2 protein-coding genes are annotated in these 13,631 nt (G+C 72.7%); both read right to left on the bottom strand.

The window, feature by feature from the left end:
• On the bottom strand, positions 1–5,344 hold a 5,344-nt coding region (locus ACZ5GT_RS40140; protein ID WP_469036734.1), incomplete at its 3' end, for an amino acid adenylation domain-containing protein.
• The coding region (locus tag ACZ5GT_RS40135; RefSeq protein WP_469036732.1) for an amino acid adenylation domain-containing protein at positions 5,344–13,631 on the bottom strand (8,288 nt) is incomplete at its 5' end. The genes ACZ5GT_RS40135 and ACZ5GT_RS40140, both read right to left, overlap by 1 nt.

The raw sequence follows: 13,631 nt of genomic DNA, 5'->3' as shown, positions 1-13,631 counted from the left end.
GTTCACCGCTGCACAGCACCAGCCGCAGTCCGTCCAGCGAGCCCGGCCGCACCGGGACGTCGGCGAGTTCGTACAGCAGCGACGGCACCACGCTGGGCAGCACGGTGACCCGGTACTCGGCGAGCAGGTCCGCGACCTGCCGCGGCTCCTGCGCGGCGCCGGGCGGGGTGACGAGCAGGCGGGCGCCGGAGCCGAGGGCGCCGAAGACCTCCCGGACCGAGGCGTCGAAGCCGGGAGCCGCGATGGCGGCGAGGGTGTCGGCCGGCCCGATGCCGTACTCCTCGCGCAGGAATTCCAGGTGGGAGACGGCGTTGGCATGTGTGGTGACGACACCCTTGGGCCGGCCGGTGGAGCCGGAGGTGTACATCACGTAGGCGGCGTGGTCTCCGTCGGCTCTCCCGGCCGGGGCGCTGTCGGGGAGCGCGGACCAGTCGACGTTCTCCAGGTACACGGCGGCCTCACGGTGCCGCGCGGGCACGGCCGACGCGGCGTCGCGGGACGTGACGACGACACCGGCCGTCGTGGCGTCGGCCATGAGTTCGAGGCGTTCGGCGGGAAGGCCGGGGTCCAGCGGGAGGAAGGCGCCGCCGGCCTTCAGCACGGCCAACTGGGCGGTGACGGCATCAGCGGAACGCGGCAGGCAGATCCCCACCACGGACTCCGGGCCGACGCCGAGGGCGCGCAGCCGGTGCGCGAGGCGGTTGGCCCGGGCGTCCAGCACGCCGTAGCTGACGTCGGGGCCGCCCGGCGTGACGAGTGCCACGGCCTCCGGCTGCCGCGCGGCCGCGTCGGTGACCAGTTCGTGCAGTGCGCGCGTGGGCCGGGGGCGGTCGGTGGCGTTCGGGGCGAGGACGACCTGGCGGTACTCGGCGTCAGGCAGCACGGGGATCTGCGAGAGCTGGACCCCGGGGTCGGCGGCGACGGCCGCGAAGAGGCACTTCAGATGCTGGGCCATGCGGTCCATGCGGTCGGCGTCGAAGAGCGCCGTGCTGTAGCGCAAGGTGCCGATCAGACCATCGGCGGTGTCAGCGAGCGCCGCGGTGAGGTCCACCTTCACCTCGCCGGACGTCAGCGAGTGGTCCTCGGCGTCGATGTGGGGGAGGTCCCAGGTGGCTTGCTGGGTGGTGTCGAGGGAGAGCATGGTCTGGAAGAGGGGGGTGCGGGCCAGATCGCGTTCGGGGCGGAGTTCCTCCACGAGGCGTTCGAAGGGCAGGTCCTGGTGTTCGTAGGCGTCGAGGGTGACGTCGCGTACGCGGGTGAGGAGTTCGGTGAAGGTCGGGTCACCGGAGAGGTCGGTGCGCAGGACGAGGGTGTTGACGAAGAAGCCGATGAGGGGTTCGGTCTCGGCTCGGTTGCGTCCCGCGATGGGGGTGCCCACCGCGATGTCGTCCTGCCCCGAGTGGCGGGCCAGCAGCACCTGGAAACACGCCAGCACCACCATGAACAACGTGACGTGGCGTTCTTGACCCAGCCGGCGCAGACCGGCGGTCACCTCCGCTGGCACCGCGAAGTCCACGCTTCCGCCTTGCGTGGCCCGAACAGCGGCCCGCGGTCGGTCGGTCGGCAGCTCCAGCGGCTCCAGACCTCCCAACATCTCTCGCCAATACCCAAGTTGGGACTCCAGCACGTCACCGGTCAGCCAACCGCGCTGCCACGCCGCGTAGTCCGCGTACTGCACCGGCAAGGCGGGCAGCTCCAGGGCGGTCCCGGCCAGAGCGGCCCGGTAGCCCGCGCTGATCTCACGCACCAGGACACCGGCCGACCAGGCGTCGGCCACACTGTGGTGGAACGCCAGCAGCAGAACCTGGTCGGTCGCCGACTCGCGAACCAGCGCCGCGTGCCACAGCGGCGCCCGGGACAGGTCGAAGGGACGACGCGCCAACTCGGCGACGACCTCGTCAAGACGGCCGCCGGCCTCGACGACGGGCAGCTCGACCGGCACCGAGTCGTCGATCCGCAGCCAGGCCCGGCCCTCGGCGGCGGTCACTGCCGAGCGCAGCACCTCGTGGCGGGCGACGACCGCGGCGAGCGCGGAACGCAGCGCCGCCACGTCCACCGGTCCGCGAAGTCGCCACGCCATCGGCACGACGTACTCCACGCTGCCCGGATCGAGTTGGTCCATGAACCACAGCCGCTGCTGACCGAACGACAACGGCAGCCGCCCGCCGCGGTCCGCCGCCCCGATCGCGGTGTCCGGACCCACGCCGCCCGCCGCGCCGTCCACGTACGCCGCCAGCCCGGCCACCGTGGGCGCCTCGAAGACCGCCCGCAGCGGCACCTCCACACCGCAGTCCCTGGCGAGCCTGGACACCACCCGGGTGGCCAGCAGCGAGTGACCGCCCAGCGCGAAGAAGTCGTCCCGCACGCCGACGCTGTCCACCCCGAGAACCTCGCCCCAGACAGCGGCGATGTCCCGTTCCGTCTTCGTGTGCGGCGCGACGAACGCCGTGCCCAACTCCGGCCGGGCCGAGTCCGGGGCGGGCAGCGCCGACCGGTCCACCTTGCCGATCCCCGACAGCGGAAGCTCCGGCATCGTCACGAAGGCGGCGGGCACCATGTGCTCCGGCAGCGTCTCCCGCAGCCACTCGCGGACCCGCGTGATCGGGACGGACCGGCCGTCGGTGACCAGGTACGCCACCAGGCGGCGGTCGCCGGGGGTGTCCTCCCGGGCCGCCACCACCGCCTCCGTGACGCCCTCACAGGACAGCAACCGCGCCTCGATCTCGCCGAGTTCGACGCGGTAGCCGCGGATCTTGACCTGGTTGTCGGCGCGTCCCAGGAACTCCAGTTCGCCGTCGGCGCGGAACCGGGCCAGGTCGCCGGTGCGGTAGAGGCGACCGGGGACGAACGGATCCGGCACGAACCGTTCCGCGGTCAGGCCGGGCCGTCCGAGGTAGCCGCGCGCCACGCCGACGCCACCGATGAACAGTTCGCCGACGACGCCGGCCGGCAGCGGCGCCATGTCGTCGTCCAGCACGTACATCCGGATGTTCGCGATCGGCCGCCCGATCGGCACGGGTACCGAGGGGTCGAAATCGTCGCCGGCCACGTAGACCGAGCATCCGACGACCGTCTCCGTCGGGCCGTACTCGTTGATGAGGCGGGCCCCCGGCGCGACACGGCGCCAGGCCGCCAGCGTCTCCGGCTTGACCTCGTCGGCGCCCACCACGAACGTGCGCACCGACTCCACACGCTCGTCGTTCATGGAGGCCCGCAGCACGTCCAGGTGACCCGGAGTGATCTTCAACAGGCTGAAGTCGGCAGGGCGCAGCAGGCGCTCGCGCAGCGAGTCCAGGCTGCGCTCGGTCGGCAGCAGCGTGACGTCCTTGCCGCCGATCAGCGGCAGCAGGTAGTTGGGCATGCCGAGGTCGGCGGCGATGGAACCCAGCATCGGCGCGCCGGACGCGCCGCCGAGACCGTAGCCCTCGATGCACCACCACAGGTAGTTGACCAGTCCCCGATGAGGGATGAGGGTCCCCTTGGGCCGGCCCGTCGATCCAGAGGTGTACATGACGTACGCGAGATGGTCCGCGCCGGTGCGGGGCACCGGGTCGGTCTCCGGCACCCCGGCCGCCACCGTGACCTGCGGGTCGAGGACGATGGCGCGATCGCGATGGTCCCCGGGCAGCGCGGGCACCGCTCCGGCCTCGGCGACGACGAGATCGGCTGCAGTGTCCTGAAGCATGAACGCCAACCGCTGCTCCGGGTACGACGGATCGAGCGGCACGTAGGCGGAACCTGATTTGAGGATGCCCAGGATGCCCGTGACCGCCTCGACGGACGCCGACGCGCACAGGCCGACGCAGCGTTCGGGGCCCGCGCCGAGAGCGCGCAGGTGGTGGGCGAGGCGGTTGGCCCGGGCGTTGAGTTCGCCGTACGTCCAGGTCGTGCCGTCGACGTCGTGCAGGGCAGGGGCCTCCGGCTGCTTCGCCGCCCACCGCTCGAAGAGTTCCTGCACGGTGGCGTCGTCGGGGAAGGGCGCGGCCGTGTCGTTCCAGCCGTGGACGACCGTGTGCCACTCCTCGGGCGGCAGGATCGGCACCTCGGCGACGGCGGCGTCCGGGGCGGCGGCCAGACCGTTGACCGCGGTGCGCAGATGACCCGCCATACGCGCGATCCGCCCGGCGTCGAACAGCGCCCGGTCGTAGGTGATCTCGACCCGCAGCACGTCCCGCGCGGCGGCAACCACACTCAGCGGGTAACCGTTGCGCTCCACCGCCCCCTCGGGCGTGAGCTCCAGACCGTCGGCCGACGTGTCCTGCGGGCGGGCGGCCGGGTAGTTCTCGAAAACCAGGAGGGTGTCGAAAAGCACGCTGCCCTGCGGGACACCGCTGCTCGCCTGTGCCTCGACGAGCGGGGTGTAGTCGAACTGCCGAGCCCGCTGCTGGCTGTCCTGCACCCCGCGCAGCCAGTCCCCGACGCGTTCGGCGGGACGGACCCGGACGGTCGTCGGCAGGGTGTTGATCATGAGGCCGACCATGGACTCGACACCGGGCAGCTCGGCCGGGCGGGTGCTCGTCGTCGCGCCGAACACCACATCGGCGTTGCCGCTGTAGCGCGACAGCAGCAGTCCCCAGGCGCCGAGCAGCAGAGTGTTGACGGTGACCCGCTCGCGGCGGGCGGTCTCCCGCAGCCGCCGGGTCTCCTCCGCGTCGAACGCGATGCCCTCGGTGGCGAACCCGGTCTCGCCGGTGGGCCGCTCGCCCACGATGCGCGTCGGTGTGGTGAAGCCGCCGAGTTCGGCCTTCCAGTACCGTCGGGCCTCCTCCGAGTCCTGGGCGCCGAGCCAGCGGATGAACGCGGCGTAGTCGGGCGCCGGCTCCAGGCCGTGCGGCTCGCCGCGCAGTGCGGCGCGGTAGCACACCATGACCTCGCGCAGCACGAGCCGCACGCTCCAGCCGTCGAGCAGCACGTGGTGGAAGCTGAGCACCATGCGGTGGGTGCGCGCGCCGGTCCGGATCAGGGTGATACGCAGCAGCGGCGCCCGGGAGAGGACGAAACCGGCGGCGCGGTCCTCCTCCAGCAGCCGCTCCAGCCGCTTCTGCCGCCCGGCTTCGGGGTCGGCGGACCAGTCCAGGACGGTCACCGGTACGGTGACGCCGCGTTCGACGAGTTGCAGGGGGCGTTCGACACCGCGCCACACCAGGCGGACCCGCAGGGCGGTGTGGCGGTCGCTCACCGCCTGCCAGGCCGCGGTGAACGCGGCCACGTCCAGGTCCCCGTCGAGGCGGTACAGCAGCTGCTCGAAGTCCACCCCGCCGTCCGGGTCCATCAGGGAGTGGAAGAGCATGCCCTCCTGCATCGGGGACAACGGGAGGATGTTCTCCAGTGCCGGCCTGGCCATCATTCACCCTTTCCGTACTCGGTGAGGATCGCGTCGAGGGTTTCCTGGTCAAGGCCGGCCAGCGGGAAGTCCGCCGGGACGGCTGCGGTGGTGCCGGACGTCAGGCAGTGGTCGATCAGGGCTTCGAGGTGGGCGAGGTAGTCGTCGGCGAAGCGGCGGGCGAAGTCCCGGCCGTGCAGGTCGCGCGAGTAGCCCAGGCGGACACGGAAGACGCCGTCGCTGGCCTCGGAGTTGAGTTCGAGCACGTGCGAACGGGTGCCGGAGGCGGCCTGGTGGCGCCCCTTGGACTCCGGCGCGGCGGCGAACGCGCGGTCGGCGGACAGCACGTTGTCGAATCGGCCGAGGTAGTTGAACAGCACCTGACCGGCGGAGTCGACGAGGTCGGCGCCTGGCCGGCCACCGCAGTTCTTCAGCACGCCGTGCCCCACACCGCCGTGCGGGACCTCGCGCAGTGTCTGCTTGGTCTCCTTCAGCACCGCATCGAGGCCCCGGCCCCGGCGCACGCCGAGGAAGACCGGGTGGAGGGCGGTGAACCAACCGACCGTGCGGGAGATGTCGGCGCCGGGCACCACGTCCTCACGGCCGTGGCCCTCGACGTCGACCGCCATGCGGTCGCCGTCGACGCGGTCGGCGAGAGTCAGCGCGAGCGCGCTCAGCAGCACGTCGTTGATCTGCACGCGGTGGGCGGCGGGCACCTCGGTGAGCAGCGCACGGGTGCGCTCACGCGTCAGTTCGCGGCTCTCGACGGCCTCCGAGGCGACGCTGTTCGCGCCACCGGGCGTGTCCGACGGTACGCGTGGCGACCCGGTACCCGCGCTGCGCCAGTACGCCAGTTCCGCGGTGGCCGCGGGCGAGTCGGCGTAGGCGTCCAGAAGCCGCGCCCACTGGAGGAAGGGCGTCGTCTTGTCCGGCAGCCGCACCGGCCGGCCGGCGGTCAACTGCCGGTACCCGGTCTCCAGGTCCTCCAGCAGAATCCGCCACGACACGCCGTCGACGACGAGGTGGTGGGCCACCAGCAGCAGCCGGCGGCCGTGCTCCCCGAGGTCGGCCAGCAGCGCCCGGAACACCGGGCCCGCCACCGGGTCCAGGCTCGCCTGGGCCCGGTCGGCCTCGGCGGTCAGCCTGCCGGGGTCGCCGGACAGGTCGGCGACCCACAGCAGCGGCGCCGTCTCCTGCGCCGCGTTCTCTTGGACCACGGCGCCGTCGTGCCGCGGGAAACGCATGCGCAACGCGTCGTGGTGGGCGACCAGTGCCCGTACCAGCGTGCCGACCGCCGCCTCGTCGAGACCTGACGGCACCTTCACCAGGACGGACTGGTTGTAGTGGTGGCGCTCCGGCAGGTCCCGGGCGAAGAACCAGTGCTGGATCGGGGTGAGCGGCGCCCGTCCGGTCACCGTGCCCTGTTCCGCGAGCGGCACCGGCGCGGTCCCCGCGGCGGCCGCGAGTTCGGCGATGGTCTGATGGTCGAAGACCATACGGGGGGTCAGCCGGATGCCGTGCCGCGCGGCACGGGCGACGATCTGGATGCTGAGGATCGAGTCACCACCGAGGTCGAAGAAGTTGTCGTGCAGACCCGCACGGTCGATGCCCAGGACCTCGCACCAGGCAGCGGCGATGGCCCGTTCGACCGGGGTGTTCGGTTCCGCGTACCTGCTGCCCAGCTCGGGCCGCGCCGCCCCGGGGTCGGGCAGCGACCGGCGATCGACCTTGCCGCTGGCCGTCAGCGGCAGCTCCGGCAGCACCACGAAAGCGGCCGGGACCATGTACGGGGGCAGGGTGTCCTCCAGCCAGGCCCGCAGCCTCCGCACGCCGGGCCCCTCGCCGTCGGTGACGAGGTAGGCGACGAGCCGGCGGTTGCCGGGGGTGTCCTCACGGGCCAGGACGACGGCCTCGCGCACCTGGTCCAGGGCGAGGAGCCGGGCCTCGATCTCTCCCGGCTCGATCCGGAAACCACGGATCTTGACCTGGTCGTCGGCGCGGCCCAGGTACTCCAGCTCCCCGCCCGCGGTCCACCGGCAGACGTCGCCGGTGCGGTACAGGCGCCCACCGCCGAACGGGTCCGGCACGAACCGCTCCGCGGTCAGGCCCGGCCGGCCGAGGTAGCCACGGGCGAGCCCGGCACCCCCGACGTACAGCTCGCCGGGCACTCCGACCGGACACACGTCCATCGCGGGACCCAGGACGTACGCGCGCAGATCCGCCAGCGGCACCCCGATGGGACTGACGGCCGCGTCACCCCGCGTGCCGGCGTCCAGGGCGAGCACCGTGACGTGCACGGTGGTCTCGGTGATGCCGTACATGTTGACGAGCGTGCTCCCGGCGGAACGCGGGTCGGCGTACCACGGGCGCAGAGCGGCCAGGTCCAGCGCCTCGCCGCCGAAGACCACATACCGCAGGGCGCCGGCGCCCGCGTCGAGCAGCGGACCCATCAGGTGGTGGAAGGCGGTCGGCGTCTGGCTGAGCATCGTCACGTCGTACTTCGCGGCGACCGCCGCGAGCCGTTCGGGGTCGCGGGCGACGCTCTGGGAGGCGACCACGACGTGTCCGCCGCGGGTCAGGGCGCCCCAGATCTCCCAGACCGAGAAGTCGAAGGCGTAGCTGTGCGTGGACAGCCACACGTCGTCCTCGCCGAAGGCGAACGTCTCCTGCGTGACGTCGAAGAGCCGGACGGCGTTGCGGTGGCTGGTCAGGACGCCTTTCGGCCGGCCGGTCGAGCCGGATGTGTAGATGACGTACGCGAGGTGGTCCGGGCCGGCCACCGGCGCGGGGTCGTGGTCCGGCAGGTCGCCGACCGGCTCGCGGTCGAGGTCCACGAGCAGGCCGGGCAGGCCGCCGGCGGCGTCCCCGCCGGTGAGCACGATCCGGGCACCCGCGTCGCGGACCATGAACGCGGTGCGGTCGGCGGGGTAGTCCGGATCCAGGGGGAGGTAGGCGCCGCCCGCCTTGACCACGGCGAGCAGCGCGACCACGGTCCGCGCGTCGCGCGGCAGGCAGACGCCCACCAGGGTGTCCGGGCCGACGCCGAGGGCGCGCAGATGGTGCGCGAGGCGGTTGGCGCGGGCGTTGAGCTCGCCGTACGTCAGCGTCGTGCCGTCGGTGTCGCTGATGGCCGGACGCTCCGGTCGGCGGCGGGCGTGCCGTTCGACCAGGGCGTGCAGCGTCGTGACCGGCGCCGCGGCGGTCACCGCAGCGCGGCCGGCGGCACCGGTGACCAGGCCGAGTTCGGCCGAGGACAGCATCGGCAGGTCCGACAGCCGGCTGCCGGGGGACGCGGCCACCGAGGTCAGCAGATTGACGAGGTGCCCGGCCATACGCTGCATGCGGTCGGTGTCGAAGAGGGCGGTGCTGTAGCGGAGGGTGCCGTGGAGGCCGTCGGGGGTGTCGGTGAACGCGGCGGTCAGGTCGAACTTGGCGGTGCTGACGGACAGGGGGTGGTCCTCGGTGTGGATGTGGGGCAGGTCCCAGGTGGCTTGCTGGGTGGTGTCGAGGGAGAGCATGGTCTGGAAGAGGGGGGTGCGGGCGAGGTCGCGTTCGGGGCGGAGTTCCTCCACGAGGCGTTCGAAGGGCAGGTCCTGGTGTTCGTAGGCGTCGAGGGTGACGTCGCGTACGCGGGTGAGGAGTTCGGTGAAGGTCGGGTCACCGGAGAGGTCGGTGCGCAGGACGAGGGTGTTGACGAAGAAGCCGATGAGGGGTTCGGTCTCGGCTCGGTTGCGTCCCGCGATGGGGGTGCCCACCGCGATGTCGTCCTGCCCCGAGTGGCGGGCCAGCAGTGCCTGGAAGCAGGCCAGCACCACCATGAACAGGGTGACTCCGTGCCGGCGGGCCAGTTCTTCGAGCCGGTCGACGTCCCTGCGCGGCACCGTGAGATCGACACCGGCGCCCGTTGTGGACCGGACGGCCGTCCGGGGGCGGTCGGTCGGCAGTTCCAGCGGTTCCAGGTCCGCCAGGGTGTCGCGCCAGTGGGCGAGTTGGGTTTCCAGTACGTCGCCGGTCAGCCAGCCGCGCTGCCAGGCGGCGTAGTCGGCGTACTGCACCGCAAGATCCGGCAGGTCCGGGACGGTACCGGTGAGAGCGGCACGGTAGGCGAGGCCGAGCTCGTCCACCAGCACCCCGACCGACCAGGCATCCGCCACACAGTGGTGGAAGACCAGGACGAGGACGTGGTCGGTCGCCGATACGCGGACCAGGGCGGCATGCCACAGGGGCGGGTGGGAGAGATCGACGGGGCGGCGGACCAGTTCGTCGACGATGTCGTCGAGCCGGTCGTCGGCGTCGACGACCGGCAGGTCCACGGGTACGGAATCCTCGATCCGCAGCCGGGCCTGCCCGTCGGTCACGGACACCGCTGAGCGCAGCACTTCATGGCGGGCGACGACCGCTGCCAGAGCCGACCGCAGCGCTTCGGGGTTCACGGGCCCGCGCAGACGCCATGCCATGGGGACGACGTATTCGGCGCTTCCGGGGGCGAGCTGGTCCAGGAACCACAGGCGTTGCTGGCCGAAGGACAGCGGCAGCGGCTCGGACCGATCCGCCGGTCCGATGACCGGAAGCCGTCCGGTCGCGTCGGGCGCGGCGTCGATCCGGGCTGCCAGTCCGGCGACGGTGGGTGTCTCGAAGACGGCCCGCAGCGGTACGCGGACGCCGCGGTCCCGGGCCAGCCGGGACACCACCCGGGTGGCCAGCAGGGAGTGACCGCCCAGGGCGAAGAAGTCGTCGTGCACGCCGACCTGGTCCACGCCGAGGATCTGCGTCCACACCGCGGCGATGTCCTGCTCGGTGCGTGTGCGGGGTGCGACGAACGCGGTCGCCAGTTCCGGCCGGGCCGAGTCCGGGACGGGCAACGCCGACCGGTCCACCTTGCCGCCGGCGGTCAGCGGCAGCTCCGGCAGCACCACGAACGCGGCGGGGATCATGTAGGCGGGCATCGCGGCGCCGAGCCAGGCCCGCAGCCTCGGCACGCCGGGCCCCTCGCCGTCGGTGACGAGGTAGGCGAGGAGCCGGCGGTTGCCGGGGGTGTCCTCGCGGGCCAGGACGACGGCCTCGCGCACCTGGTCCAGGGCGAGGAGGCGGGCCTCGATCTCTCCCGGCTCGATCCGGAAACCGCGGATCTTGACCTGGTCGTCGGCGCGGCCCAGGTACTCCAACTCCCCGCCCGCGGTCCACCGGCAGACGTCGCCGGTGCGGTACAGGCGCCCACCGCCGAACGGGTCCGGCACGAACCGCTCCGCGGTCAGGCCCGGCCGGCCGAGGTAGCCACGGGCGAGCCCGGCACCCCCGACGTACAGCTCGCCGGGCACTCCGACCGGGCAGGGGCCCATGTCCCGGTCGAGCACGTACAGCCGGGTGTTGGCTATGGGACGCCCGATCGGGACGCCGCCGCCGGTGTCGGGCGCCGGGCCGTGCAGGGTGTGCGCCGCGCAGCCGACGACGGTCTCGGTCGGGCCGTACTCGTTCACGAGCCGGGTGGCCGAGGGGAAGGCGGCGAACGCGCGGTTGGCGAGCGCGACCGGAAGATCCTCGCCGCCGAGGACGAGCGTGGTCGGCGAAGTCCGGGCACGGCCTTCGCCGGTTCCGCCGAGCAGCGTGATGTGCGCGGGGGTCAGTTTGAGGAGCCCGGCCCCGGTGCCCTCACAGGCACCCGCCAGGTCGGCGGGCCCCGCGTCCCGCGGGAGGACGTGCACCGGCTGCCCGGTCAGCAGCGGCACGAAGACGCTTGTGACGGACATGTCGAAGACGAGCGGCGAGTGCAGCAGCGCGCCGCCCGCGCCCCCGGGCCCGTACGTGGCACAGGCCCAGCGAAGGTAGTTGGCGAGACCGCCGTGCGTGATCTGCACGCCCTTGGGCCGGCCGGTGGAACCGGAGGTGTAGATGACGTACGCGAGCCCCGCCGGGTGCACCCGCGGGCCGCGGTCGTGCCGGCCGGCATCGGGAAGCGGGGAGAGACCGGCGCCGACGTCCACCACGCGGCCCCGGTAGTCACCGGGCACCGCGGCACCGCGGGCGCCGTGGGTCAGCACCACCTGGGCCGCGGTCTCCTCCAGCATGAACGCGGTGCGGTCGGCGGGGTGGTCCGGATCCAGGGGGAGGTAGGCGCCGCCCGCCTTGAGCACGGCGAGCATCGCCACCACCGCCTCGGCGCAGCGCGGCATGCACAGCCCCACCACGTCGTCGGGGCCGACGCCCCAGGCGCGCAGGGCGCGGGCCAGTCGTGAGGCGCGTTCCTCGACCTGGCCGAACGTCAGCGTCGTGCTGCCGTCGGTGACCGCGACCGCGTCGGGTGCGATCGCCGCGCGCGCCGCGACCAGGTCGTGGACCGGGCGGTCGTCGGTGGGCACCGCCGTCTCGTTCCAGGTGCGCGTGACGAGTTCGAGTTCCGCGTCGGGCAGCAGCCGCAGGTCCGACAGCCGGTCCTCGGCCGTGACGGTGGCGAACAGGGTGCGCAGTTGGGCACTGAAACGCTGCATGCGGTCGGTGTCGAAGAGGGCGGTGCTGTAGCGGAGGGTGCCGTGGAGGCCGTCGGGGGTGTCGGTGAACGCGGCGGTCAGGTCGAACTTGGCGGTGCTGACGGACAGGGGGTGGTCCTCGGTGTGGATGTGGGGGAGGTCCCAGGTGGCTTGCTGGGTGGTGTCGAGGGAGAGCATGGTCTGGAAGAGGGGGGTGCGGGCCAGGTCGCGTTCGGGGCGGAGTTCTTCCACGAGGCGTTCGAAGGGCAGGTCCTGGTGTTCGTAGGCGTCGAGGGTGACGTCGCGTACGCGGGTGAGGAGTTCGGTGAAGGTGGGGTCGCCGGAGAGGTCGGTGCGCAGGACGAGGGTGTTGACGAAGAAGCCGATGAGGGGTTCGGTCTCGGCTCGGTTGCGTCCGGCGATGGGGGTGCCCACCGCGATGTCGTCCTGCCCCGAGTGGCGGGCCAGCAGTGCCTGGAAGCAGGCCAGCACCACCATGAACAGGGTGACTCCGTGCCGGCGGGCCAGTTCTTCGAGCCGGTCGACGTCCTTGCGCGGCACCGTGAGATCGACACCGGCGCCCGTTGTGGACCGGACGGCCGTCCGGGGGCGGTCGGTCGGCAGTTCCAGCGGTTCCAGGTCCGTCAGGGTGTCGCGCCAGTGGGCGAGTTGGGTTTCCAGTACGTCGCCGGTCAGCCAGCCGCGCTGCCAGGCGGCGTAGTCGGCGTACTGCACCGCAAGATCCGGCAGGTCCGGGACGGTACCGGTGAGAGCGGCACGGTAGGCGAGGCCGAGCTCGTCCACCAGCACCCCGACCGACCAGGCATCCGCCACACAGTGGTGCAGCACGAGAAGCAGGACGTGGTCCTGCGGGTCCTCGCGGAAGAGCGCGGCCCGCCACAGGGGCGCGCGACCGAGGTCGAACGGCCCGCCGGCCATGGACCGCAGTGCCACGGCGTCGTAGGGCAGCACCGGCAGGTCCACGGGCACGGACGGGAGGACCGTTTGCACCGGCTCGTCGTCCTCGACGCGGAACGCGGTCCGCAGCACCTCGTGGCGGGCGACGACCCAGGCGAGCGCGGACCGCAGCGCGGCGGTGTCCAGAGCGCCGGTCAGCCGCCAGGCGACCGGGATGACGTACTCCGAGCCGTCGGGCTCCAATTGGTCGAGGAACCAAAGACGCTGCTGAGCGAAGGACAGCGGCAGCGGACCGCCGCGATCGGCCCGGCCCATCGGTGCCGCCACCCGCGCCCCCTGCCCGGCCTGCTTGACGCGGGCCGCGAGCGCGGCGATCGTCGGCGTCTCGAACAGGGCTCGCAACGGAACCTCGGCGCCGGTCTCCCGGCCCATGCGGGACACCACCCGTGTCGCCAGCAGCGAATGGCCGCCCAGATTGAAGAAGTCGTCGTGGACACCGACCAGTTCTAGGCCCAGCACCTCGCACCAGACCGCGGCCATGGCACGCTCCACGGCATCGCGCGGGGCGACGAACTCGGGCGCGAGGCCGGCGCGGGACGCGCCCGGATCCGGCAGCGCACGCCGGTCCACCTTGCCGTTCGGTGTCAGCGGCAGCGCGTCCAGCGCCACGATCGCGGCGGGCACCAGGTGGGCTGGCAGCACGGCCCGCAGTCGCGCGCGGACGGCCGGAAGCGCGGACCGCTCGGCCACGGCGTAGCCGATCAGGCTCGGGTCCCCCTGCGCGTCGGTCCGTGCGACCACGACCGCGTCCGAGACCCCCTCGGTCTCGCGCAGCCGGGTTTCGATTTCGCCGGGTTCGATGCGCATGCCGCGGATCTTGATCTGGTGGTCGGTGCGTCCGAGGTGTTCGAGTCGGCCGTCCGCGG

The organism is Streptomyces sp. NPDC031340 (genome assembly GCF_055569945.1).
This window is presented reverse-complemented; position numbering and strand designations above follow the sequence as displayed.